Annotated in this window: 23 protein-coding genes; 4 read left to right on the forward strand and 19 right to left on the reverse strand. The window is 67.3% G+C overall.

Features of this window, described 5'->3' with window-relative positions:
- Positions 1-129 precede the first annotated feature (129 nt).
- On the reverse strand, positions 130-354 hold the full coding sequence (locus QE394_RS01800; protein ID WP_349033598.1) for a DUF3046 domain-containing protein: 225 nt from the start codon (positions 352-354) through the stop codon (positions 130-132).
- A 40-nt stretch (positions 355-394) separates the two neighbouring features.
- Between QE394_RS01800 and QE394_RS01805 the strand changes: the two genes are divergently transcribed.
- Positions 395-919, forward strand: coding sequence for a MarR family transcriptional regulator (locus tag QE394_RS01805; RefSeq protein ID WP_056083304.1), 525 nt, complete (start codon positions 395-397; stop codon positions 917-919).
- Between the two features lie 89 nt (positions 920-1,008).
- On the opposite strand, the gene QE394_RS01810 is transcribed toward QE394_RS01805, so the two are convergent.
- The 7 genes from QE394_RS01810 to QE394_RS01840 form a co-directional block, all read right to left on the reverse strand.
- Complete coding sequence (locus QE394_RS01810) at positions 1,009-1,461, reverse strand: helix-turn-helix transcriptional regulator (protein ID WP_043793869.1); 453 nt, start codon at positions 1,459-1,461, stop codon at positions 1,009-1,011.
- Positions 1,462-1,566: 105 nt separating this feature from the next.
- On the reverse strand, positions 1,567-2,127 hold the full coding sequence (locus QE394_RS01815; RefSeq protein WP_056083306.1) for a CinA family protein: 561 nt from the start codon (positions 2,125-2,127) through the stop codon (positions 1,567-1,569).
- Positions 2,124-2,768, reverse strand: coding sequence for a CDP-diacylglycerol--glycerol-3-phosphate 3-phosphatidyltransferase (gene pgsA, locus QE394_RS01820; RefSeq protein WP_056083311.1), 645 nt, complete (start codon positions 2,766-2,768; stop codon positions 2,124-2,126). Before pgsA ends, QE394_RS01815 begins: the two co-directional genes overlap by 4 nt.
- Before the next feature lie 23 nt (positions 2,769-2,791).
- Positions 2,792-5,683 carry a DNA translocase FtsK gene (locus QE394_RS01825; protein WP_268158292.1) on the reverse strand — a complete coding sequence of 964 codons (2,892 nt, stop codon included), beginning with the start codon at positions 5,681-5,683 and terminating at the stop codon, positions 2,792-2,794.
- A 155-nt stretch (positions 5,684-5,838) separates the two neighbouring features.
- Positions 5,839-7,530, reverse strand: a complete 1,692-nt coding sequence (locus tag QE394_RS01830; protein ID WP_056083314.1) for a ribonuclease J — start codon at positions 7,528-7,530, stop codon at positions 5,839-5,841.
- Positions 7,531-7,571: 41 nt separating this feature from the next.
- Positions 7,572-8,480 (reverse strand): 4-hydroxy-tetrahydrodipicolinate synthase, encoded by a 909-nt coding sequence (gene dapA, locus QE394_RS01835; protein ID WP_056083317.1) that lies wholly within the window; start codon positions 8,478-8,480, stop codon positions 7,572-7,574.
- Between the two features lie 79 nt (positions 8,481-8,559).
- Positions 8,560-8,937 (reverse strand): hypothetical protein, encoded by a 378-nt coding sequence (locus QE394_RS01840; protein WP_235501568.1) that lies wholly within the window; start codon positions 8,935-8,937, stop codon positions 8,560-8,562.
- Between the two features lie 122 nt (positions 8,938-9,059).
- On the opposite strand from QE394_RS01840, the gene QE394_RS01845 reads away from it, so the two are divergent.
- Positions 9,060-10,295 (forward strand): heparan-alpha-glucosaminide N-acetyltransferase domain-containing protein, encoded by a 1,236-nt coding sequence (locus QE394_RS01845; protein ID WP_056083320.1) that lies wholly within the window; start codon positions 9,060-9,062, stop codon positions 10,293-10,295.
- A gap of 3 nt (positions 10,296-10,298) precedes the next feature.
- On the opposite strand, the gene QE394_RS01850 is transcribed toward QE394_RS01845, so the two are convergent.
- The 7 genes from QE394_RS01850 to QE394_RS01880 all read right to left on the reverse strand — a co-directional run bounded on the left by QE394_RS01850 (position 10,299) and on the right by QE394_RS01880 (position 16,043).
- Entirely contained in the window at positions 10,299-10,778 is a 480-nt protein-coding gene (locus tag QE394_RS01850) for a hypothetical protein (RefSeq protein WP_056083324.1), read from the reverse strand.
- A 3-nt stretch (positions 10,779-10,781) separates the two neighbouring features.
- On the reverse strand, positions 10,782-11,552 hold the full coding sequence (dapB, locus tag QE394_RS01855) for a 4-hydroxy-tetrahydrodipicolinate reductase (RefSeq protein ID WP_056083327.1): 771 nt from the start codon (positions 11,550-11,552) through the stop codon (positions 10,782-10,784).
- A gap of 95 nt (positions 11,553-11,647) precedes the next feature.
- Positions 11,648-12,118 carry a molybdenum cofactor biosynthesis protein MoaE gene (locus QE394_RS01860; protein ID WP_056083330.1) on the reverse strand — a complete coding sequence of 157 codons (471 nt, stop codon included), beginning with the start codon at positions 12,116-12,118 and terminating at the stop codon, positions 11,648-11,650.
- Positions 12,108-12,566: a MogA/MoaB family molybdenum cofactor biosynthesis protein gene (locus QE394_RS01865; protein ID WP_349035358.1), complete on the reverse strand. Its 459-nt coding sequence runs from the start codon at positions 12,564-12,566 to the stop codon at positions 12,108-12,110. The genes QE394_RS01860 and QE394_RS01865 overlap by 11 nt, the downstream gene beginning before the upstream one ends.
- A gap of 107 nt (positions 12,567-12,673) precedes the next feature.
- Positions 12,674-13,168 carry a cyclic pyranopterin monophosphate synthase MoaC gene (gene moaC, locus QE394_RS01870; protein WP_261619639.1) on the reverse strand — a complete coding sequence of 165 codons (495 nt, stop codon included), beginning with the start codon at positions 13,166-13,168 and terminating at the stop codon, positions 12,674-12,676.
- Positions 13,156-14,403: a gephyrin-like molybdotransferase Glp gene (glp, locus tag QE394_RS01875; RefSeq protein WP_349033599.1), complete on the reverse strand. Its 1,248-nt coding sequence runs from the start codon at positions 14,401-14,403 to the stop codon at positions 13,156-13,158. Before glp ends, moaC begins: the two co-directional genes overlap by 13 nt.
- A gap of 23 nt (positions 14,404-14,426) precedes the next feature.
- Complete coding sequence (locus tag QE394_RS01880) at positions 14,427-16,043, reverse strand: molybdopterin-dependent oxidoreductase (RefSeq protein ID WP_349033600.1); 1,617 nt, start codon at positions 16,041-16,043, stop codon at positions 14,427-14,429.
- Positions 16,044-16,160: 117 nt separating this feature from the next.
- On the opposite strand from QE394_RS01880, the gene moaA reads away from it, so the two are divergent.
- Both moaA and QE394_RS01890 read left to right on the forward strand, forming a co-directional pair.
- Positions 16,161-17,303 (forward strand): GTP 3',8-cyclase MoaA, encoded by a 1,143-nt coding sequence (moaA, locus tag QE394_RS01885; protein WP_200937893.1) that lies wholly within the window; start codon positions 16,161-16,163, stop codon positions 17,301-17,303.
- Positions 17,304-17,308: 5 nt separating this feature from the next.
- Positions 17,309-17,575 carry a MoaD/ThiS family protein gene (locus QE394_RS01890; protein ID WP_056083345.1) on the forward strand — a complete coding sequence of 89 codons (267 nt, stop codon included), beginning with the start codon at positions 17,309-17,311 and terminating at the stop codon, positions 17,573-17,575.
- Between the two features lie 48 nt (positions 17,576-17,623).
- Here QE394_RS01890 and QE394_RS01895 read toward each other — a convergent pair whose 3' ends face one another.
- The 4 genes from QE394_RS01895 to rpsO all read right to left on the reverse strand — a co-directional run bounded on the left by QE394_RS01895 (position 17,624) and on the right by rpsO (position 22,582).
- Positions 17,624-18,196 (reverse strand): DUF1579 family protein, encoded by a 573-nt coding sequence (locus tag QE394_RS01895; protein ID WP_315967724.1) that lies wholly within the window; start codon positions 18,194-18,196, stop codon positions 17,624-17,626.
- Between the two features lie 153 nt (positions 18,197-18,349).
- Complete coding sequence (locus QE394_RS01900) at positions 18,350-19,693, reverse strand: pitrilysin family protein (RefSeq protein ID WP_349033601.1); 1,344 nt, start codon at positions 19,691-19,693, stop codon at positions 18,350-18,352.
- 113 nt (positions 19,694-19,806) lie between these two features.
- A complete protein-coding gene (locus QE394_RS01905; protein ID WP_349033602.1) occupies positions 19,807-22,065 on the reverse strand; it encodes a polyribonucleotide nucleotidyltransferase in 2,259 nt (752 codons plus the stop codon).
- A gap of 247 nt (positions 22,066-22,312) precedes the next feature.
- The gene (gene rpsO, locus QE394_RS01910) at positions 22,313-22,582 is read right to left on the reverse strand and encodes a 30S ribosomal protein S15 (RefSeq protein ID WP_056083357.1); all 270 of its coding nucleotides are present in this window, start codon (positions 22,580-22,582) and stop codon (positions 22,313-22,315) included.
- Positions 22,583-22,682 lie beyond the last annotated feature (100 nt).

Below are 22,682 nucleotides of genomic sequence, written 5' to 3' on the forward strand. Positions count from 1 at the left end.
GGGGACCCACTGACATTCCGGCCGGATGACAACGGCTATGTGGATAACCCGCTGTAAAAATCATAGTCATATCCGAACAGGTATTCGAACAACTTCCCGGCGTGTCAGCCGAAAAACCGGGTGTGGCTGCTAGTCGCGGCGCGGTTTAATGTCCCTGCCGAGCCGTCGCTCCGCGGGCACATCCTGGACGTCGCACAGGGCGAGCCACACCCTGCGGGGCTCCACGCCGGCGGCCAGGGCCTGGTCTGCGGTCCTGCCGCCAACGCCGGACAGGACCAAGGTGCTGCTCAGGACGCGGGAATAGCCCGCACCGAACTCGGCGTCCATCAGCCGCCAATAGTCGCTCAATCGCATCGGAAGATTCTCTCATGCGCCGGACCCTAGAATTGTTGCCATGAGCAACTCCCCCGACGCCCTGCCGGGCAGCACTCCGACCGAGGACACCGTGGACTCCGCGCTGCAGAACGTGGAACACCAGATCAGCCTGTTCTGGCGGCGGGCCCGGGCAATCTCCAACCAGTTGTCCCGCGAGGTCCACCCGGATATGGAACCGGCCGCCTACGGACTGCTTTCCGTCATCCGGAAAGAGGGCACCATCCGGCTCACGGATCTTGCCATCAACATCGGCGTGGGCAAGCCGTCGGTCAGCCGCCAGATCGCCTTCCTGGAAGGCCTCGGCCTGGTGTCGAAGGAGGCCGATCCGCTGGACGGCCGGGCGCAGGCCATCAGGCTGACTCCGAAGGGCGAGGAGAAGATGCACGAAGTGCAGGACGCCCGCCGGCAGGTGTTCCGGGAACGGCTCGGGGAATGGCCACTCGGTGACCTCCAGGAATTGGCCCGCTATATGGCGAAGCTCAATGCCACCTACGAACGCGATGGGTTTCCCCAGGACAACGATTCCGAAGACCCTCGGGCCTAAGGAGCCGGTTCAGGGCCGAAACCACGAAACCCCCGGCCGGTGGCCGGGGGTTTCGTGGGCTCCAGGACCCGTTACCGGGCGGGCAACCCTCAGCGGGCGCCGGAGAGGAGGCCGGTAGACAGTTCGTCGTTGAGTTCCGTGTTCAGGTCGCGCTCAAGGTCGCGGCCGTAACGCTGGGAGAATTCCTGCGGAACGGTGTCCGGTACGGCAACGCCTTCTGCGACTGCCACCCGGTCGCTGACCTCGCGGAGCATGCTGGACAACGGAACATCCAGGGCCGAGCAAATCGAGGACAGCAGTTCGGACGATGCTTCCTTCTGTCCGCGCTCAACTTCGCTGAGGTAGCCAAGGGAGACCCGGGCGCTGTGCGAGACTTCACGGAGCGTGCGCCCCTGACGCTGGCGGACATCGCGCAGGACATCACCAATTTCGTGACGAAGTACAACCATCTTGCGCTCCTTTTGTTCGCTCTTAGCCTGATCGGCGAGGCCCACATCCTTCCAGCGGACAACGCCGTTTACGGATACGGGCTGCTTTACCATCTGTATCGCCTTGCTCCCTCATAAGTCAGGTCCGCCGCCAAGCGAACCGTCGTGGTCATTTCATCCTAGGCGCCTCCGCTCTTCGGAAGCGACACAATGTAATAACTAATCGGTACCGGCTTTTGTTCCCGGCAACTTTACTCCCGGTAACAAGGGGCGCTGCCAGCCCGGCGCCTGCCGGGTCTGATCAGGTGAAAGTGCTTCGAGGAGCCGTTCCAGGGCCGCTCCGCAGGCCTGGCCCCGGATTTCGGGACGCGTCCCCTCGAAGTGGTACTCGTAGGCCGCCGCTCCCCCGGCGGTGGCAATGCCGATGTAGACAGTGCCAACGGGCTTGCCGTCATGCGGTTCGGGGCCGGCGACGCCGGTGGTGCTGACGCCGATGTCGGCGCCCAGGGCAGTCCTGGCTCCGGCGGCCATGGCGCCGGCCACACCGCCGTCCACGGATCCCACCCGGGCGAGGAGATCACCGGCGACGTTCAACACGGCTTCTTTGACCGAATTCCGGTAGGCCACCACACCGCCCTGAAGCATGCCCGACGCTCCCGGGGTATCAGCCAGGACGGCTGAAACCATGCCCGCGGTCAGCGACTCTGCGGTGGCCACCGTCCGCCCGGCCTCCAGCGCCTGCCGGACTGCCTCGCCGGCCAAATGGTGAAGGTTTGTCACGGCTGTTCCCGGCCCTGGTTGGCGCGTGCCTGCAGCTTGCCCCTGGCCCGGAGCCGCAGTGCCTCGACGACGTACTCCACCCCGGTCCAAACGGTGATCAGCACCGCGGCGAGCATCACCGCGAACGCCACCCACGTGAGCCAGGGCGCCACAGCCCCCAGCGGCAGGAGATAGAGGAAGATCGCGGCGGTCTGGACCACGGTCTTGAGCTTTCCGCCCCGGGAAGCCGGGATCACGCCGTAGCGGATGACGAAGAACCGCAGGCCGGTAATTCCCCATTCACGGACCAGGATCACCAGCGTCATCCACCAGGGCAGTTCGCCCAGCACGGACAGCATCACCAGGGCGGAGCCGATGAGCAGCTTGTCCGCAATGGGATCGGCGATCTTGCCGAAGTCCGTGACGAGGTTCCGGCTCCTGGCGATGTCGCCATCGAGCTTGTCCGTGTAGATCGCCACGGCGAAGGCCACCACCGCGGCCCAGCGCCAGATCCCCGATTCGCTGTGCAGCCCGGGGGCGTCGGCGATCAGGAACCAGACGAAGAAGGGCACCAGCGCGATGCGGATCATGGTCAGGACGTTGGGTAGGTTCCAGACCCCGGCACGGCCCTTGCCGGCGGCGGTTGCATCAGTGCTAGTCACGTTTCTAGGCTACAGTCCCCGGGCTATCGACCGGTCAGTGACCAGGCGTCCTCGGACCCCTCGTCGTCGTCCCCGTAGCCGCCTGGCGCGGAATCGGAGCCGTCGTAATATTCGACGTTTTGCTTCCGCTGGTCCAGGTCGGCCGCCACCAGGTCCTCGGCGTATCCGCCCTGGGCGATGTTGGCGTTGGCGTTGTCGCTCAGGGCGGCAGTCTGGGCATCCGGCGCCGCGGGTGCTTCCTGGCCCTTCATGGCTGCCAGGACGGGCGCGAGGTCGTCCGGCTTGACCAGGACGTCACGGGCCTTTGAGCCTTCGGACGGTCCCACCACGCCCCTGGACTCGAGGAGGTCCATCAGGCGGCCGGCCTTGGCGAAGCCCACCCGCAGCTTGCGTTGCAGCATGGAGGTGGAGCCGAACTGGGTGGTGACCACCAGCTCGGTGGCCTGCAGCAGCACCTCGAGGTCGTCCCCGATGTCGTCGTCGATCTGCTTCTTTTCCGCTTCGGGGGCGACGTCGTCGCGGTAGACGGCCTGCAGCTGTCCCTTGACGTGTTCCACCACCTTGTGGATTTCGGACTCGGTGACCCAGGCGCCCTGGACGCGCATGGCCTTTGAGGCGCCCATGGGCAGGAAGAGCGCGTCGCCCTGGCCGATCAGCTTCTCGGCGCCGGGCTGGTCCAGGACAACGCGGGAGTCCGTCACGGAGGACGTGGCAAAGGCCATCCGCGAGGGCACGTTGGCTTTGATCAGGCCGGTGACCACGTCCACGGAGGGCCGCTGGGTGGCCAGCACCAGGTGGATGCCGGCCGCACGGGCCAGCTGGGTGATGCGGACGATCGAGTCTTCGACGTCGCGCGGAGCCACCATCATGAGGTCGGCGAGTTCGTCCACGATCACCAGCAGGTACGGGTAGGGGCGGATCACCCGTTTGGAGTCGGGCGGCGGCTGCACCTTGCCTGCACGGACGGCCTTGTTGAAGTCGTCGATGTGCTTGAAGCCGTAGTTGGCCAGGTCGTCGTAGCGGGCGTCCATCTCGCGGACCACCCATTGGAGGGCCTCGGCGGCCTTCTTCGGGTTGGTGATGATGGGCGTGATGAGGTGCGGAACGCCTTCGTAGGCGGTCAGTTCCACGCGTTTGGGGTCAACCATCACCATGCGCACCTCATCGGGGGTGGAGCGCATCAGGATGGAGGTGATCATCGAGTTCACGAACGACGACTTGCCGGCACCGGTGGCACCGGCCACCAGGAGGTGGGGCATCTTGGCGAGGTTGGCCACCACGTAGCCGCCTTCGACGTCCTTGCCAACGCCCATGACCATCGGGTGGTCCGTCCTGCGGGCGTTCTGGCTGCGCAGCACGTCACCCAGGGACACGGTCTCACGGTCGGTGTTGGGGATCTCGATGCCGATGGCGGACTTGCCCGGGATGGGGCTGAGGATGCGGACGTCGCTGGAGGCCACTGCGTAGGAGATGTTCTTGGACAGCGCCGTAACGCGCTCCACCTTGGTCCCCGGCGAGAGTTCGATCTCGTACCGGGTCACAGTGGGGCCGCGGCTGAAGCCCGTCACGGTGGCATCGACGTTGAACTGCGTCAGGGTGTCCGTCAAGGCGGCGACGACGGCGTCGTTGGCCTCGGTGCGCTCCTTCGGGATGGAGCCCGGCGTGAGGAAGTCCGAGGCAGGGAGCGTGTAGGTCACGTCCCCGGCGAGGGAGAGCTGCTCGGTCCGCTGAGGGATGGGCACGGGCGGCGGCGCGGGCGCCACCGGGTTTGCGGGCACCGTGGGTGCCGTGGCCGGTTTCCCGGGCGCGGCGGCGCCGGGGATGACCAGCGGAATAGCCTCAGTGGCATTCTCCGGCGGCGCCGCCTGCGAAGCGGTGCCCAGGCCCTGGGCCGCTTTGATCTTTTCGACGGCGATCTCCGCCTGGGTGGGCCGGCGGACGCCGGGAGCGGGCCGCGGCGGCTGTGGCTCGTCGTCGTCGATGACCGCGTGCTCAAAGGCTTCGTCGCCCACATAGCCCTCAAGGCCGGCGTCGGGATCTTCGTCCTTGCCGAAGAGGCGCCGCTTCTTCTTCTTGGGCGCGGCAGGCGCGGGCCGGTCCAGGTAGCTGCGGTCATGGGTGTCCCCGGCCTGCTCCTGTTCCATCAGGTCGATGCCCATGAGGTGTTCGTAGGCTCCGCGCAGGCGGCGCGGGATGGCCGTGAACGGCGTGGCGGTGATGATGAGCAGGGAGATGAACGCCAAGACTCCGTAGAGGACCGTCGGCACGGCGGGGTGGATGGCTGCCAGGGGCGTCGCCACGAGGAAACCCAGCATGCCGCCCGCCTGGCGGAGGCCGTCGAAGCCGTCTGCGACAGTGGGCTGGCCGCCCAGGATATGCGCCAGGCCGGAGCCGGCGAACGTCATGACCAGGAACCCGATGCCTACCCGGTTGTTGCCGCGGCCGTCCGATGGCACCCGGAAAAGCCGGAAGGCACAGACAAAGAGCATGAGGGGCAGCAGCAGGGAGATCCACCCGAAGGTGCCGTTCACCACCGCGTAGACGGCGTCCGGGAACCACCCGGTCAGGCCCCACCAGGCAAACGTGGCGATGAAGACGCCCAGGGCGAGGTTGAACAGGGCGGCGCCGTCGCGGCGTTCCTCGGCGGGGATGTCGCTGACGTCGTGGCCGATCCGCCGGACTCCGCCGCCCACCATGTGCCCCAGCCCCAGCCAGGCGCCGCCAACCACCCTCGCCAGCCACGGCTGGTGGTGTTCGACGGCGGGGAGCTGGCGGGTGCGCGCGGTGCTGGACGAGCCGCCGCGCGGGGTCTTGCCTGCTGGTGAGCCGGTTCCGCGGCCTGTGGAGCTGCCGGCTTTGCTGCCGGAGCCGCCCCTGCCGGTACCTTTGGGCGCGGAAGTAGTACGTGTGGCCATGCTGTTCACGCTACCGGAACCAAGCCCTGAATCCGGGGATATCCGGCCGCCCGGCCCCCCGCAATATAGGTGGGCACGGGATAGGCAAAGGGCCCGGTTCCACCGGAACCGGGCCCTTTGCCTCCCACCCACTGGGGTTGGAACCGCTGCGGGGGTCAGGCCTCCAGCACCACGGGGATGATCATGGGCTTGCGGCGCAGCTTGCGGTTGACCCAGGTGCCCACTACCCGGCGGACCACCTGCTGGAGCTGGTGGCTGGTGTGGTCCTTGTTGTTCAGGACCGCTTCCTCAAGCGCAGCGTTGATCTTGGGGATGATGTCGTCAAAGACGGAATCATCCTCGGCTACGCCGCGGGCGTGGATCTCAGGCCCGGATACCACCTTGCCGGTGGCACGGTGGATGACGGTGATGATCGAGATGAAGCCTTCATCACCCAGGATGCGCCGGTCCTTGAGGTCGGCGTCGGTGATCTCGCCGACGCTGGAGCCGTCCACGTAGACGAAGCCAACCTCCACCTGGCCCACCACATCGGCGCGGTGATCGCGCAGGTCGATGACGGTTCCGTTATCCGCGAGGATCACGCTTGCCTCGGGGACGCCCGACTCGATGGCGATCTTTCCGTTGGCCAGCAGGTGGCGGGTCTCGCCGTGCACGGGCATCGCGTTGAGCGGCTCGAGGATGTTGTAGCAGTACAGCAGTTCACCGGCAGCGGCGTGGCCGGAGACGTGGACCTTGGCGTTGCCCTTGTGGATCACGTCTGCGCCCAGCTTGAGCAGGCCGTTGATGATCCGGAACACCGCGTTCTCGTTGCCGGGGATGAGGCTTGAGGCCAGGATGACGGTATCGCCGTCACCCACCACCACGCGGTGGTCACCGTTGGCCATGCGCGAGAGCGCTGCCATCGGTTCACCCTGGGAACCGGTGGACATCAGGACCACGCGGTTATCCGGAAGGTTGTCGATGTTCTTGATGTCCACGATGAGCCCGGCCGGCACGTCGAGGTAGCCCAGCTTTTCGGCGATGGCCATGTTGCGGACCATGGAGCGGCCAACGAACGCCACCTTGCGGTTGTGCTTGGCGGCGGCATCCAGGACCTGCTGCACGCGGTGGACGTGGGAGGAGAAGGACGCCACGATGATTCGCTTGGTGGCCTGGCCGAACAGGCGTTCCAGCGTGGGGCCGATCTCTTTTTCAGCGGTGGTGAAGCCGGGGACGTCAGCGTTGGTGGAGTCGGACATGAACAGGTCCACGCCCTCTTCGCCGAGCTTGGCGAAGTGCCGCAGGTCCGTGATGCGTCCGTCCAGGGGCAGCTGGTCCATCTTGAAGTCGCCCGTGTGCAGCACGGTTCCGCCGGCGGTGCGCAGGAACACGGCCAGGGCGTCCGGGATGGAGTGGTTCACGGCAACGAATTCGCACTCGAACGGGCCGAACTTCTCCACCTGTCCCTCTTCGACCGTCAGCGTGTACGGCCGGATGCGGTGTTCCTGCAGCTTGGCTTCGATCAGCGCGAGGGTCAGCTGTGAACCCACCAGCGGAATGTCGTTCCGGAGCCGCAGCAGGTACGGGACAGCCCCGATGTGGTCCTCGTGGCCGTGCGTCAGGACAACGGCCACGATGTCTGCCAGCCGGTCCTCGATGTACGAGAAATCAGGCAGGATCAGGTCAACGCCGGGCTGTGTTTCCTCCGGGAAGAGGACGCCGCAGTCGACAATCAGCAGCTTGCCGCCGATTTCGAACACGGTCATGTTCCGGCCGATCTCCCCCAGCCCGCCAAGCGGGACGATGCGGAGCGTGTCCTGCGGCAGGCGCGGAGGTGTGACAAGGCCGGTAAGGGCGGTTTGGGTCATATTGCACTACTTTCCAGGCGGAAGGGTGCCGGTCGTCGTCCTCAGGAGTAGACCAGCCCCGCTTCCGCCAAATCCCCGCGGATGGTTTCGATCTCGGCTTCGTCCGGCTCCACGAGGGGCAAACGGACGATCGAGTTGGGCAGGACTCCCTGCCATTTAAGAATCTGCTTGGCGGCCACGGCGCCCTGGACCCTGCTCATGGTGGCGCGCACCACGGGCAGGAGTTCGAAGTTGATCTTCCGGGCGGTGCCGAGGTCGTTGGCGTTGACCGCGTCAATGAGCTCACGGAACCGGCGGGTGGCCACATGGGTGGTGACGCCCACGAGGCCGACGGCACCCAGCGCCATCCAGGGCAGGGTCAGTCCGTCGTCGCCGGAGTAGAAGAGGAGGTCCGTCTCGGCCATGACCCGGGCGGCAGCAACCATGTCCGCCTTGGCGTCCTTGACCGCAACAATGTTGGGGTGCTGCGCCAGCCGGATCATGGTGTCCGGTTCGATGGCAATGGAGGACCGGCCGGGAATGTCGTAGAGCATGACGGGGACGTCCACTGCCGAGGCGACGGTTTCGAAGTGGGCCTGGACTCCCGCCTGGCTGGGCTTGTTGTAGTACGGCGTCACCAGCAGGAGGCCGTCGACGCCGAGGGCTGCAGCCTGCTGGGAAAGGTGGACCGAGTGCGCGGTGTCGTTGGTTCCGGTGCCGGCGATGATGGCGGCGCGGCCGCCCACGGCGTCCTTGACCGCGCGGAACATGCCGAGGTTCTCTTCGTCCGTCAAAGTGGACGTCTCGCCGGTGGTGCCGGTGACTACCAGGCCGTCGCAGCCGTCGTCCACGAGCTTGCTGGCCAGGGCCGCTGCCTGGTCGTAATCCACGGCGCCGTCCTTGGTGAACGGCGTGACCATAGCGGTCAGGAGCGTACCGAGGGCAGGGATGTGCGCGGAAGAGTCAGCCATGGGAAAAACGTTACCCTGTCCCCCGCTGGTTAGGACAATGCCGGGGGCGTGATGAACGTCAAATAGGGGGTTCCCGGAGTCATGGGGTGCTGCAGTACCGGCCGACTGCTGCCCGGCGGAGCTCCTCGGCCCAGTCCGAAAGGCGCTGGGCGGCCCGGACATAGTGGAACAGTTCCAGCGGCGTCAGGGCGTCCAGGTCCGTTTCTGCCAGGCGGCGGGCAAGCTCGGCGCCTTCGGGCTGGGCCGCGAGGCTGACGCCCTCCCGCTCCCACTGGACATCCTCCGCGGGCTTTCCGGCCACGAGCTGACGGAAGAGGAAGTCGACTACCCCGGGGCTCATGGCTTTCAGGAGGCCCGTACCCGGCTCGGGGTTTGCCGACCCACGGCCGGCGGTACGGCCAGTGGACTCGTGGCGGCCCGGCCCGTAGGCGGGAATCTCCGGCGTTGGCGTCTGCATGCGCTCCATCGTATTCGAACATATATTCGAATACAAGGGTTGCCGCTCCATCCGCGCGGCTTCCCGGGTGGACTCCCCGGCGTGACAGCGGGCCCCGCCGCGCGTATGAGACGATTCGGTTCATGACTTCCCGCAACCCGGCCAGGGCGCCCCGGAAAACGGCAGCCGGCCAGGCACCGGGACGCCTCTACGGCATCGATGCTGCGCGCGGGATTGCCCTGCTGGGCATGATGGCCACCCACCTGCTCCCCACCTTTGAATCCAACGCCAGCCTTACCCCCACCTGGATCGGACTGGCCTTCTCCGGGCGGGCCGCTGCCCTGTTCGCCGTGCTGGCCGGCGTCGGACTGGCCCTGTCCACCGGAAAGCACAGGCAGCTCGCGGCTGGTGAACTCGCGGCCGCGCGCCGCGGAGTCGCCCTCCGGGCCTTGGTGATCGCCGCCGTCGGGCTCAGCCTGGGCGGCCTCGAAGTCAACCTGGCCGTCATCCTTGTCCACTACGCAGTCCTGTTCCTGTGCATCCTGCCGTTCCTGGGCATGGGCGTGAAGCAGCTCTGCGCCTGGGCAGCCGGATGGATCGTCGGTTCCCCGGTCCTGGCGTACCTCCTGCGTCCCTGGCTGCTGGCCGCGGAGCCGCCCCTGCAGCTTGGCCACAATCCCGGCTGGGAGGACCTGGGAACGCCCGCGCGGCTGGTCGCCGACGTGTTCCTCACCGGCTACTACCCGGTGTTCCAGTGGATGTCGTACCTGCTGGTAGGGCTCGCCATCGGCCGGCTGGTGCTCAGCAAGGCCCTGGTTCCGGTGGCGCTGCTGGCCGGCGGGACTGTTGTTGCGATCGCCGCGAAGGTGCTGGGCGTGACGGCCATGGAGGACTGGGGCGGGCGTGCCGCACTGGAGAAGGTCCTCAATGCGCCGGGGTACCCGCTGGACAGCGTCCTGCAGGTGAACCTGACCGGAATCAGGCAGGAGGGGTCATGGTGGTGGCTGGCGTCCGCCGCCCCGCATTCCGGCTCCTCCCTCGACCTGCTGCACACGTCCGGCGTGGCAGCGGCGGTCATTGGTGCCTGCCTGCTCCTGGGCCGGTTGGCGGAGTGGGTGGACCTGGACCTCCTGCTTCCGCTGCGCGGTGCCGGCGCCATGACACTTACCCTGTACACGGTCCATGTGTGGGTGGTGTCGGGTTTCTACCTCAAGCCGCTGCCTGCCGGCTGGACCGAGGACGGCATGTACTTTGCCCAGGCAGCCACAGCGGTGGTGGTGGGCATGGTCTTCGTACTGCTGAAGTGGCGGGGTCCGCTGGAGTGGGTGGGCCACGCGGCCAGCCAGCTGGGCCGCGGGCAGCTGAAACTCCCGCGGTAGGAGCTAGGCCGGAACCTTGCCGCGGAAGAGCCTGACGGCGTCGCGCATGGACGCACGGGCCCTTTTCCTGTCGCCGGCGGCGTCGTAGGCGCAGCTGAGCCGGAACCAGGACCGCCAGTCGTCGGGTGCCGCCTCCGCTTCCGCCTTGTACTTTTCGAACTCTGCGTCGGCCGCTTCCCGGATGATCCGCCCGGCCGGTGTCCGTGGCAGTTCATCCACGGGGAGGCCGCCTTCGGCTTCAAGGACCTTGGCCATCTGCTCCGTCCGGGCACCGAACATCAACTCGCGGATCAACGCCCATGCACCGACGACCGGCAGGACCAGGTAAGCGGCCCCGATGGCCTGCGCCGTGAGGTTGCTGTCCGTCAGGAGCAGGATGGAGCGCTGGAGGGAAACCACCAGGTAGAACACCAGGAGCAGCGTGACAAGCCCAACCCAGATCTTGGTGCGGTTCTTGCGGAACCCTGCCAGGAAGCCGTCCATCGCCTAGAAACCCAGGTCCAGGTAGCCATCCAGCCCCACGGTAAGCCCGGGGTGGGCGGCCACGTTGCGGACGCCGAGGAGGACGCCGGGCATGAAGGACCCGCGGTCGAACGAGTCGTGGCGAAGCGTCAGCTGCTCACCGGCGCTGCCGAGGAGGACTTCCTGGTGGGCCACCAGCCCGCGGAGCCTCACGCTGTGGACGCGGACGCCCTCAACGTCGCAGCCGCGGGCGCCGGCCAGTTCACTGGTGGTGGCGTCCGGGCTTGCCGGCACCTGGGCGGCCTCGCGTTCCGCGGCAATGAGCTGGGCGGTGCGGACAGCGGTTCCGGAAGGGGCGTCCACCTTGTCCGGGTGGTGCAGTTCAATGATCTCCACCGAGTCAAAGTACTTGGAAGCCTTGGCGGCGAAGGCCGAAGCCAGCACCGATCCCACGGCAAAGTTGGGTGCGATCAGCACGCCGGTTTCCGGGTGCTCTGCCAGCAGGGCCTCGAGCGCGGACAGGCGGCCGGCATCCCAGCCGGTGGTCCCCACAACGGCGTGGATGTTGTTTTCGACGGCGAAGCGGACATTGGCTTCGGTGCTTTCGGGAACTGTCAGGTCCACAAGGTACTGCGCTCCGGCGGCGGTGACCTGGTCCAGGGAGTCGCCCCGTCCCAGCGCCGCGACGAGTTCCATGTCGGGTGCGGCTTCAACGGCTTTGACGGCTTCGGCGCCCATGCGTCCGTTGGCGCCCAGGATGGCGACGCGCTTGGCTTCGGAGTGTTGTTCGGTCATGCAGTTAACCCTACCGTCGGGCCCGGGGCGCGCCGGAACCGGACGGTGTGCGTTACCTCGCAGGACGCCGCGGCACCGCCCGAAACGGCCGGCGGTCAGCCGCCGGCGCCCACCCATTCAACAGTGCCGTCGGAGAAGAACTGTTCCTTCCAGATGGGCACCTGCTCCTTGATCCGGTCCACCAGTTCGGAGCACACGGCGAAGGCCTGCCCCCGGTGTGCTGCGGACACGGCGCATACCAGTGCGGGGTCGCCGATCTGCAGCATGCCGATCCGGTGGGCCGCCCAGATGCGGACCGGCTTTCCGCCGTCCTCCCCTGCACCCCCGCCGGCGTCTTGTTCGGCAACCAGCCGGGCCACGACGTCGGCCATCACCTGGTGCGCCGTGGGGTGCGCGCTGTAGCTGAGGCGGTCAACTGCCTTGCCGCCGTCGTGGTTGCGCACCACGCCGCTGAAGCTGACCACCGCACCTGCGGTATCCCCTTCCACGGCCGCGATGGCCTGGCCTACGGAGATTGGCTCCGCGCTGAGGACCGCGGATACCACCTCGAATGCTTCAGTGCCCATGGTTGCCTTCCAACTGGTCGCAGAGGTGCCCGATCAGCGGATCCAGGACGGTGAGTCCGTCCATGACGCCTTTCGGTGAGCCGGGCAGATTAACAATGAAGGACTTCCCTGCCGCGCCCGCGTAGCCGCGGCTGAGCGCAGCCAGCGGCGTTTTGGCGGCGCCGGCACGCCGGATCGCCTCCATGATGCCGGGGATTTCGCGGTCCAGCAGGGGCCGGGTGACGTCGGGAGTCTGGTCGTCCGGGCTCAGCCCGGTGCCGCCGCTGGTGATCACGACGGCGGGACGCTGGGTCAGGAGGGCCCTGATCGCGGCGCCGACGGGCTCGCCGTCGGGGACCACCATCGCCGGGAAGACCTCGAAGCCGTGGTCGGTGAGCCAGTCCGTGATCACCGGGCCGGTCTCGTCGTCGTAAATACCTGCTGCTGCCCGCGTGGAGGCGATCACCACGCCGGCCTTCCGGCCCTGGACGTCGCCGTGCCGGTGCGGCTCGGCTGCATGGGACGGGGCTGCATGGGACGGGGCTGCGCCGGCTTCGCCGGAGGTGCCTTCGTGAGTCAAAGTGTCCAGTCCCCGCTCTTGCCGCCGCTCTTGGCCAGCACCTTGATATCGGTCAGGACGGCGTGCTTGTCCACGGCCTTGATCATGTCGTAAACGCTCAGGGCGGCCACGGACGCCGCGGTGAGGGCTTCCATTTCCACGCCGGTCACGCCGCGGGTCTTGACGGTGGCCACCACCTCGACGGACTCCGCGTCGAGCCCGAAGTCAACGGTGACCTTGGACAGCGGCAGGGGGTGGCACAGCGGAATCAGTTCGGGCGTCTTCTTGGCGGCCATGATGCCCGCCACCCGGGCAACTGCCAGCGCGTCTCCCTTGGGAAGGCCGCCGGAACCGAGCAGGCCCATCACCTCCGCGGTGGTGCGGACCGTGGCTGTTGCTGTGGCTTCACGGGTGGTTTCGGCTTTGGCGGACACGTCCACCATCTGTGCGCTGCCGTCCCGGCGCAGGTGCGTCAGGGCGGCGGGGGTCTGTTCTGCATTCACAGCATCCATACTTCCACCTCGTCCCCGGCCGCGAGTTCCGTTACGCCGGCGGGTACGTGGACCAGGGCGTTGGAACCGGCCAGCGCACGCACCAGGTGGGAGCTCTCGCCGCCTTCCAGCCGGACGGTGCCGTCCGGCTGCAGGTTGCCGCGCCGGACCTGGTGTTTGTGCTGCGGCGACGTCAGCGGATGGCTGAGCCTGGCGCGGACAGGAAGGCGGAGGGCCGGAGCCCCGAGGACTGCTGCCAGGGCCGGCCGGAGGAACATCTCGAAGGACACCAGGCAACTGACGGGGTTCCCGGGGAATCCCAGGAACGGGACGCCGTCGAACATTCCGATCCCCTGCGGCCCTCCCGGCTGCATGGCCACGTGCAGGAATTCCACCGGCTGGCCTTCCATGGCCTGCCGCACAACCTCGTAGGCGCCTTTGCTGACGCCGCCGGTAGTGACGATGACATCGGCATCCGCACCCTGGCGCCGGAGCAGCTTCTGCAGTTCCGCGGGATCGTCGGTGGAAATACCGGCCCGCCGCACGTCCAGGCCTGCCTGCGCCATGGCGGCGGCCAAGAGGGTGCCGTTGGCGTCGTAGATCTTGCCGGCAGGCAGGTCCTGCCCCGGTTCCACCACCTCGTCGCCGGTGGTGACGAACAGGACCCGGACGGCGCGGTAGACCTCCACATCGGGGATACCCAGCGCGGCAAGCAGCCCCAGCTGGGCCGGACCAAGGCAGGTTCCGCCGGCCAGGGCACGCTCCCCCGCGGCAATGTCGCTGCCCACCGGGCGGACGTAGGTCCCCGCCGCCGTTGCCGGCAGCGTGACGCGTGCGTCCGTTCCGGGAGCGGGAAAGCTGTCCGGCACCGCACGTTCAATGGGTACGACGGCGTCAGCACCGTCAGGGAGCATGGCGCCTGTCATGATGGGCGCCGCGCTCCCCCGGGCCAGCGCGGGCGGACGCATCCCCGCCGGGACCGGCGCTGCGACGGCGAACTCCGTGCCGTCGTCGTACATATCTGCGGAATTGACGGCGTACCCGTCCATCTGGGAATTGGCGAAGGGCGGCAGGCTGACGGGTGCCAGGAATCCGTGCACCAGTGCCCTGCCGAGGGCCTGGGACAGCGGAACGGTTTCGGTGCGGGATTCTGACCGCAAAGGGGCCAGCAGATCCGCAACGGCGGCAACATGGTCGGCAACGGAGCGGGCCTGGTGTGGCGTGCCCGCAGGGGCGTGGCGGTGCAGGCTGGTCATGGATGCGCCTTCAGTGTGGGCCGTCAGGATTTCACGTCCACTCTAACCGTGTGGAATCCGGTGGCGCCGTCCGGGACCACTGGCCGGGATTCCTCGTCCTGGACGGTGCCCGCAAGGTCAGTGGCCCGGACCTGGACCTCGTACTGCCCTGGTGTCAGGTCCATGCTGAGCTTCCATTGGTACCAGGTGTCCGTGGAGATCCCGGATGACAGCTCAGCGGCCTGCCAGGAACCCCGGTTGACCCTGAGTTCAACGGCGCTGACGCCGGTGTGCTGGGCCCAGGCAATGCCGCCAAAGGTGACCGTTCCGGCGTTGACGGGCCTGCCGCTGCGGGGGACGTCGATGCGGGAGGAAAGCTTGATGGGACCATGGTCGGACCAGCCCCTCGTGGTCCAGTAAGCGGTGTCCTCCGCGAAGGTGGTCACTTTCAGCTCCGTGACCCATTTCGTGGCGGAAACGTAGCCGTACAGGCCCGGCACCACCAGCCGGACGGGGAATCCGTGTTCGAGCGGCAGCGGGCCGCCGTTCATGCCCACGGCCAGGAGTGCGTCCCGGCTGTCCGTAAGCACTTCCAGCGGGGTGCCGGCAGTCCATCCGTCGGCGCTCCGGGACAGCACCATGTCCGCGCCCCGGGCCGGCCCGGCCAACGCCAGGAGGTCGCGGACCGGCCAGCCGAGCCAGCGCGCGTTGCCGATGAGGTCCCCGCCTACCGGGTTGGACACGCAGGCGATGGTGATGTGGCGTTCGGTCAGTGGCTTGGCAAGGAGTTCGGTGAGGGTCAGTTCCACCTCGCGCTGCACCATGCCTGTGACCTTGAGGACCCAGGTATCGGGGTCGACGGCGGGTACCACCAGCGCCGTATCGATCCGGTAGAAGTCGTTGACGGGGGTGACGAGCGGCTGCATGCCCTCAACGCCTGCCTCCGCTCCTGCAGGGATGGGCGGCGCCGGTACCGCCGCCCGCGGTATCACCACCCGGGTCCGGGCATCGTTGACCTTCAGCACGGTCCCGCGCCAGGCTCCTGCCACGACTCCGCCAACGGCCGTGAGGGCGGCACCTGCGGCGAGGTTCCGGAGGAACGTGCGGCGGGCCGTGGCCTGCCCGCCGTCAGGGGCCGCTTCCCAGGCCTTCAGCCTGCCCATCAGCAGCCGGAGGATCAGGGCAGCGGCGGCGGCCGCAGCCACGGGAAGTGCCAGGGCCACCGGTGTGGCCTGGGCCCGGCCGGCAACAGCGGCCACGCCCGCGAGTCCAAACACGGCGATAACAGCCAGCCCCGCGAAACGCCGCCGCCGTTCCACTACTCCTGCCAGGGCAGCGAGGACGGCGATGACGAGGGCCATACTGGCCAGGAGGGCCGCCTTGTCCGCCGTGCCAAAGAGTGAGACCGCCCAGTCCTTGACTGCCGGCGGGACGGCATCAATGACGGCTCCGCCCACCGCCGTCAGCGGCGACACCGACGGGCTCCACACGCCGGCCAGCACCTCGCCGAGGACCACCCCGCCGACCACGGACACCACGCCGGCGGCCGCAGCGTACCCGCCCGGGCGGCGCCGTTCCCGCTGTTCCCGCGCGCTGGGTTCCGCCGAACCGCCGTGGCGGGTACCGTCGTCGTGCGTGGCCTGCTGCCGGGCGCTGTTCACCCTTCAAGCATAGGTCGCGGGGCCTTTCCGGCGGTTGCCCGGCGCGGATTCCTGCCGGTCCGGGGCAGCAACCGTCACGGGTGTGATGTGGAGCCCATCGTGGCGTAGCCTGAATTCATGAGTGTCCAGCTAGGCATGCCCCAGCCCCGCGAAGAAGCGGACCCGGCCCTGCCGGCCGTCCCGGCTGCGCGTCCGGCTGACGCGCCTGCGGGCCTGGTGGACAGGTACGGGCGCCGGGCCAGCGACATGAGGCTGTCCCTGACCGATAAATGCAACCTCCGCTGCACCTACTGCATGCCTGCCGAAGGCCTGGAATGGCTGGCAAAGCAGGCTGTCATGACGGCCGAGGAGATCGTCCGGATTGTCCGGATCGGGGTTGAGCTGCTCGGCGTCCGCGAGCTGCGGCTCACCGGCGGCGAACCCCTGGTGCGGCACGACCTGGTGGACATCATTTCCGCGCTGCGCAGCAACCATCCGGACCTGCCCATCTCGATGACCACCAACGCCGTGGGGCTGGCGAAGAAGGCCGCCCCGCTCAAGGCCGCGGGCCTGACGCGGATCAATGTCTCGCTCGATTCCCTGCACGAAGAGACGTTTACCAAACTCACCCGCCGGCCCTTCCTTGACCAGGTGCTGGCAGGCGTGGACGCCGCATGGGCGGCCGGGCTTGGTCCGGTCAAGCTGAACGCCGTCCTGATGCGCGGGATCAACGATGCCGAGTCCCCTGCCCTGCTGGGTTGGGCTTTGGACCGGGGGTATGAGTTGCGCTTCATCGAACAGATGCCGCTCGACGCCGACCACGGCTGGACGCGCCGGAACATGATCACCGCCGCCGAGATCCGCGAAATCCTTTCCGCCGAGTACGTCCTGAGCGCCGATCCGCGGGAACGCGACGGTGCGCCCGCCGAGAGGTTTGAAGTACGACGCCGTGTGGCCGGGTTGGATGCCGGCGTCGCCCCTTCCGCGCACGGCCCCGTCCTGGGAACGGTGGGAATCATCGCCTCAGTCACCGAGCCGTTCTGCTCGGATTGCCGCCGGACGAGGATCACGGCCGAGGGCAAGATCATGAGCTGCCTCTTCTCGCGTGAAGAGTACGACCTCCTGGGGCTTCTGCGCTCGGGCGCCGACGACGACGCCCTGGCGCGCCGCTGGCAGGACGCAATGTGGATTAAGCCAAAAGCCCACGGCATGGACCACGTGGGACTCGACGCTCCGGACTTCGTCCAGCCGGACCGCAGCATGAGCGCCATTGGGGGCTGACCGGAATGCATGTACGTTACTTCGCTGCCGCACGCGCCGCCGCCGGGTTTGAGGAGGAAAAGTTCGACCTCCCTGCCGGGGCAACCGTGGCGGACCTCCTGGACGCCGTCCTCGCCGTGCCCCGGGAGGAGCCCCCGGCCGGGACGCCGCCGCTGGCACGCATCCTCTCGCGCAGCAGCTTCCTGTTGAACGAGGTGGCGGTGCGGGACCGTTCAACTGTTGTGGGCGCCGATGACGTCGTGGACGTCCTGCCGCCGTTCGCCGGAGGGTAGCCGCGCCCTACCGCCAGGTTGCCTGCCGCCCGCGGAGCCGGTGCAGCGTCAGGCGCGCCGGAAGGTGGAGGTCATGAAAGGCGTGAAGGCGGGGCGCTTGCCGTTTGTACGCGCGTTGGTTTCGTCCACCACGTGTTGTTCCAGGCCTGTCCGCAGCTCGGTAACGTGAACGAGCACCGCGCTCCGCGGCTCTGAGTCTGCGGGGCCAGTAAGGAAGATGCTGTGCCGTGTCCACCCCGTGCCGGCGCGCCGCTCAACCCGGAGCACGCCGTCATGCCAGGTGCAGCGGGACGGACTGCCGGGAGGCCCGCCGGTGCTGTCGACGTAGTACCAGAACACATCATGGTGGTCGGGATCCAGGGTGAAGACGCCGTGGCCCTCAAAGTGCGAACCGTCAGGCTCCACGTGCCGGTAGCTCTGGACCACCGCAAATCCCCCGGCTGCCCGGCGGTATGCCACCTCGGCAGCCACCGTCCGCTGCGGCCCCCAAGGCCCCGCAGCCAGCTCGGTACTCCCCCGCCAGTCGCCGAGGAGGCCCGCCAGCGCCGGATGAACACCGGCAGGCACGTTCGGTCGCGGCGGATCCGGGGCGCCATCATGGCCCAGCCGGAGTACGTTCACGCCATCCACTCCTCACCAGCACGGCGATGTCGGATGGCCTCATCGTAGTCCTGCAGTCTGCGCCCCGCGAGTGGTCCGCGCGCCCACCACAGGCCGTTCTGGCCAGCGGTCAGGACCCGCACTTTCAGAACCCGCGTTTCGGTCGCCCGATGCTCAGAGTCCGAAGGTCTCGGTTTCGTCGAACGGGCCCACCACGGTGACGGTGCGGGGCGCGGCGGCCAGTTCGGCGGCCAGTTCCTGCACCTGTTCGGCGGTGACGGACTTAATCAGCCGCAGGGTCTCGTCGATGTCCTGGTACTCGCCGGACACCAGTTCGGCCCGGCCCAGGCGTGACATCCGGGAGCCGGTGTCCTCGAGGGCCAGCACAATCCCGCCGCACAGCTGGCCCACGGCCTTGCGCAGTTCGTCTTCGGAGATGCCGTGCTCGGCGAGTTTGTCCAGCTCGATGCCCAGCAGTTCAAGGACTTGCCGCACCTTTGAGGGCGTGCAGCCTGCATACATGCCGAAGTAGCCGGCGTCAGCGTAGGACGACGCGAAGGAGTAGGTCGAATACACCAGGCCGCGCTTTTCACGGATCTCCTGGAACAGCCGGGAGGACATGCCTCCGCCGAGCACGGCGTTGAGGACACTCATGACATAGCGGCGCCCGTCCGTGGCAACAATCGTGGGGCAGCCCATGATGATGTTGGCCTGCTCAACGGCGCGTTTCACCACCTGGAGCCCGGCGGTTCCGGTGATCAGCGCCCGCTCGGTGGACCGGCGGTCGACCGGCGACGCGTCCGTCTCAAGCGACCAGCCTGCAGACTCAAGGGCATCCACCACGAGGCCGCAGACGACGTCGTGCTCCAGCCCGCCGGCAGCGGTGATGACCAGTTCGTCGGGCCGGTAGTAGCGCCGGTAGTGCTCCCAGACGGAGTCGCGGGCAACGGCGCGGATGGCGTCCGGGGTCCCGCCGATGGGGCGGCCCAGGGGGTGGCTGCCAAGAACCGAAGCAACGAAGTGCTCATGGGCAACATCGGTGGGGTCGTCGCTGTCCATGGCGATTTCCTCAAGGATGACGTCCCGTTCCTGCTCCATCTCGGCGGGGTCGAGGACCGCGCCGGTGATCATGTCGGCAATGACATCAATGGCCATGGGCAGGTCCGTGTCAAGGACGCGGGCGAAGTAGCAGGTGCTTTCCTTTGCCGTCGCGGCGTTCGATTCGCCGCCCACCTCGTCGAAGGCCGAGGCGATCTCCAGCGCGGTGCGCCGTTTGGTGCCCTTGAAGAGCAGGTGCTCCAGGAAGTGGGTGGAGCCGTGTTGTCCGTGGGCCTCGTCGCGGGACCCCACGCCTACCCAGAAACCGATGGTGGCCGACCTTTGGCCTGGCATCGCTTCGGTCAGAACCCGCACGCCACCGGGCAGCACTGACCGGCGGACTTCGGAGCCGCCGTCGGAGCCATGGACCAGGGTGTCGCCGAGGTGGTTCTGCTCAAGGGGCAGGGGTACAACAGTCATTGAGGCCTTTCGGGTGGTGCAGCCGGATCTGGCTGTCATCGTAACAGCGGCGGGGCCGGTGGATCATCCCACCGGCCCCGCCGTTTCATACTGGTGTTCCTGTGAGGGAACCGTTAGATCTCGACGCCTTCAGCAGGCTCCGTGGCGTGGGCGCGTTCGGTGCCTTCCGTGCCTTCTTCCTCGGCCACAACCGGGGAGAGCGAGAGCTTTCCACGGTCGTCGATCTTGGTGATTTCCACCTGGACCTTCTGGCCCACGGAAACGACGTCATCAACGTTGTCCACGCGCTTGCCGTTGGCCAGCTTGCGGAGCTCGGAGATGTGCAGGAGGCCGTCCTTGCCCGGGGTCAGCGACACGAAGGCACCGAAGGTGGTGGTCTTGACGACCGTACCCAGGTAACGCTCGCCGATTTCCGGAACCTGCGGGTTCGCGATGGCGTTGATGGCGGAGCGTGCTGCGTCAGCAGACGGACCGTTGGTGGCGCCAATGTAGACGGTGCCGTCGTCCTCGATGGAGATGTCGGCGCCGGTGTCTTCCTGGATCTGGTTGATCATCTTGCCCTTGGGGCCGATGACCTCGCCGATCTTGTCCACGGGGATCTTCACGGCGATGACGCGCGGTGCGAACTCGGAGAGCTCGTCCGGGGTGTCGATGGCCGAGTTGATGACCTCGAGGATGTGCAGGCGGGCTTCGCGGGCCTGCTTCAGTGCCGCTGCCAGGACCGAAGCGGGGATGCCGTCGAGCTTGGTGTCCAGCTGGATGGCCGTGACGAACTCGGAGGTACCTGCAACCTTGAAGTCCATGTCGCCGAAGGCGTCTTCGGCGCCGAGGATGTCGGTCAGCGCGGCATAGCGGGTCTGGCCGTCAACCTGGTCGGACACCAGGCCCATGGCGATACCGGCGACGGCTGCCTTCAGGGGCACACCGGCGTTCAGCATGGACAGGGTGGAGGCGCAGACGGAACCCATCGACGTCGAACCGTTGGAGCTGAGGGCCTCAGACACCTGGCGGATGGCGTAGGGGAATTCCTCGCGGGACGGCAGTACGGGCACAAGGGCGCGTTCTGCCAGGGCACCGTGGCCGATTTCGCGGCGCTTGGGCGAACCCACGCGGCCGGTTTCACCGGTGGAGTACGGCGGGAAGTTGTAGTTGTGCATGTAGCGCTTGCGCGTGACGGGCGACAGCGAATCGATCTGCTGTTCCATCTTGAGCATGTTCAGCGTGGTGACGCCCATGATCTGGGTTTCGCCGCGTTCGAAGATGGCCGAACCGTGTACGCGGGGAAGGACCTCAACCTCGGCGGTGAGCTGGCGGATGTCCGTCAGGCCGCGGCCGTCGATGCGGATCTGGTCCTTCAGGATGCGCTGGCGCACAACCTGCTTGGTGACCGAGCGGAACGCTGCGGACAGTTCCTTTTCGCGGCCTTCGAACTGGCCGGACAGGGAGGCAACGGTTTCGTCCTTCAAGGCATCAGAAGCAACGTCGCGCTCCTGCTTGTCGGCGATCTGGAAGACAGCGGCCAGCTTGTCGGCAGCAGCTGCTTCAACAGCGGAGTACACGTCGTCCTGGTAGTCCAGGAAGACCGGGAACTCGACGGTGGGCTTCGCGGCGCGGCCGGCGAGGTCCGCCTGCGCGTCGCAGAGTGCCTTGATGAACGGCTTGGCAGCCTCGAGGCCTTCGGAGACAACCTCTTCGGTGGGGGCGGTGGCGCCCTGTTCCTTGATGAGGTTCCAGGAGTTGTCGGTTGCTTCGGCTTCCACCATCATGATGGCGACGTCGTCACCGGCGATGCGGCCGGCGACGACCATGTTGAAGACGGAGTTTTCCAGCTGGGAGTGCTTGGGGAAAGCAACCCACTGTGAACCGTGCTCATCGGCGACCAGGGCAACGCGGACGCCGCCGATGGGGCCGGAGAACGGCAGGCCCGAAAGCTGCGTGGACATGGAGGAGGCGTTGATGGCCACCACGTCGTAGAGCTCGTCGGGGTTGATGGCCAGGACGGTCACCACGATCTGGACTTCGTTGCGCAGGCCCTTGATGAAGGCGGGGCGCAGCGGACGGTCCATGAGGCGGCAGGCCAGGATGGCTTCGGTGGAGGGGCGGCCTTCGCGGCGGAAGAACGAGCCCGGGATGCGGCCGGCAGCGTACATGCGCTCTTCGACGTCCACCGTCAGGGGGAAGAAGTCGAAGCCTTCGCGCGGGTGCTTGCCTGCGGTGGTGGCGGAGAGCAGCGCGGTGTCTTCGTCGATGTACACCATGGCTGCGCCGGCTGCCTGCTTGGCGAGGCGGCCGGTTTCGAAGCGGATTACACGCTTGCCGAAGCGGCCATTGTCAATGACGGCTTCTGAGAACTGGATTTCGGGACCCTCCATAGAGAGTCACCTCCGTTTCTGTTTTACGGAAGTCCAGCCACATCAACCCAGGCCAGCATATGTCGACTGGCCCTGCACCCGGTCGTCGATCGAGACCCACGGGCCGGGGCAGCCATTCGATGCTGCCGTTCCCGGGGATCACTACCGAGGACCGCGAATGCGTGATGCGGTTGATCCTCCTGTTTAGTTTTTTAGGTGGAGCGGGGCGGCCCGGTCCCGAAGGGGACAGGGCCGCCCGAAAGTCCGACTAGCGGCGCAGGCCGAGGCGCTCGATGAGCGCACGGTAGCGGTTGATGTCAGTCTTCTTCAGGTAGCCAAGCATGCGCTTGCGACGACCGACCATGCCCAGCAGACCGCGCTGGGTGTGGTAATCGTGCTTGTGCTCCTTCATGTGCTCAGTCAGATCCTTGATCCGCTGGGTCAGGACTGCAACCTGGACCTCGGGCGAACCGGTGTCGCCTTCGCCGGTTGCGTATTCCTTGATGATGGACTGCTTTACAGCGGCGTCAAGTGCCACAATAACTCCTTGGAAATGTGCCGTGAGGGCCCGGGTCAGTAATTCACTGCCGGGTCTGCCGCTGCGGCCAACCGGTCAAACCGGGTGCGGCCGTACACAG

It is taken from the genome of Pseudarthrobacter sp. SORGH_AS 212 (assembly GCF_030818145.1).
Lineage (GTDB): Bacteria > Actinomycetota > Actinomycetes > Actinomycetales > Micrococcaceae > Arthrobacter.

Excerpts from the sequence above, each read along its gene's own strand:
- QE394_RS01890 (WP_056083345.1), top strand. The coding sequence starts at position 17,309 with ATGCATGTACGTTACTTCGCTGCCGCACGCGCCGCCGCCGGGTTTGAG.
- moaC (WP_261619639.1), bottom strand. The coding sequence starts at position 13,168 with ATGGATGCTGTGAATGCAGAACAGACCCCCGCCGCCCTGACGCACCTG.
- QE394_RS01905 (WP_349033602.1), bottom strand. The coding sequence starts at position 22,065 with ATGGAGGGTCCCGAAATCCAGTTCTCAGAAGCCGTCATTGACAATGGC.
- QE394_RS01900 (WP_349033601.1), bottom strand. The coding sequence starts at position 19,693 with ATGACTGTTGTACCCCTGCCCCTTGAGCAGAACCACCTCGGCGACACC.
- QE394_RS01830 (WP_056083314.1), bottom strand. The coding sequence starts at position 7,530 with ATGACCCAAACCGCCCTTACCGGCCTTGTCACACCTCCGCGCCTGCCG.
- dapA (WP_056083317.1), bottom strand. The coding sequence starts at position 8,480 with ATGGCTGACTCTTCCGCGCACATCCCTGCCCTCGGTACGCTCCTGACC.
- glp (WP_349033599.1), bottom strand. The coding sequence starts at position 14,403 with ATGACCAGCCTGCACCGCCACGCCCCTGCGGGCACGCCACACCAGGCC.
- QE394_RS01810 (WP_043793869.1), bottom strand. The coding sequence starts at position 1,461 with ATGGTAAAGCAGCCCGTATCCGTAAACGGCGTTGTCCGCTGGAAGGAT.
- QE394_RS01825 (WP_268158292.1), bottom strand. The coding sequence starts at position 5,683 with ATGGCCACACGTACTACTTCCGCGCCCAAAGGTACCGGCAGGGGCGGC.
- dapB (WP_056083327.1), bottom strand. The coding sequence starts at position 11,552 with ATGACCGAACAACACTCCGAAGCCAAGCGCGTCGCCATCCTGGGCGCC.
- moaA (WP_200937893.1), top strand. The coding sequence starts at position 16,161 with ATGAGTGTCCAGCTAGGCATGCCCCAGCCCCGCGAAGAAGCGGACCCG.
- QE394_RS01845 (WP_056083320.1), top strand. The coding sequence starts at position 9,060 with ATGACTTCCCGCAACCCGGCCAGGGCGCCCCGGAAAACGGCAGCCGGC.
- QE394_RS01850 (WP_056083324.1), bottom strand. The coding sequence starts at position 10,778 with ATGGACGGCTTCCTGGCAGGGTTCCGCAAGAACCGCACCAAGATCTGG.
- QE394_RS01840 (WP_235501568.1), bottom strand. The coding sequence starts at position 8,937 with ATGCAGACGCCAACGCCGGAGATTCCCGCCTACGGGCCGGGCCGCCAC.
- QE394_RS01860 (WP_056083330.1), bottom strand. The coding sequence starts at position 12,118 with ATGGGCACTGAAGCATTCGAGGTGGTATCCGCGGTCCTCAGCGCGGAG.
- QE394_RS01800 (WP_349033598.1), bottom strand. The coding sequence starts at position 354 with ATGCGATTGAGCGACTATTGGCGGCTGATGGACGCCGAGTTCGGTGCG.
- QE394_RS01805 (WP_056083304.1), top strand. The coding sequence starts at position 395 with ATGAGCAACTCCCCCGACGCCCTGCCGGGCAGCACTCCGACCGAGGAC.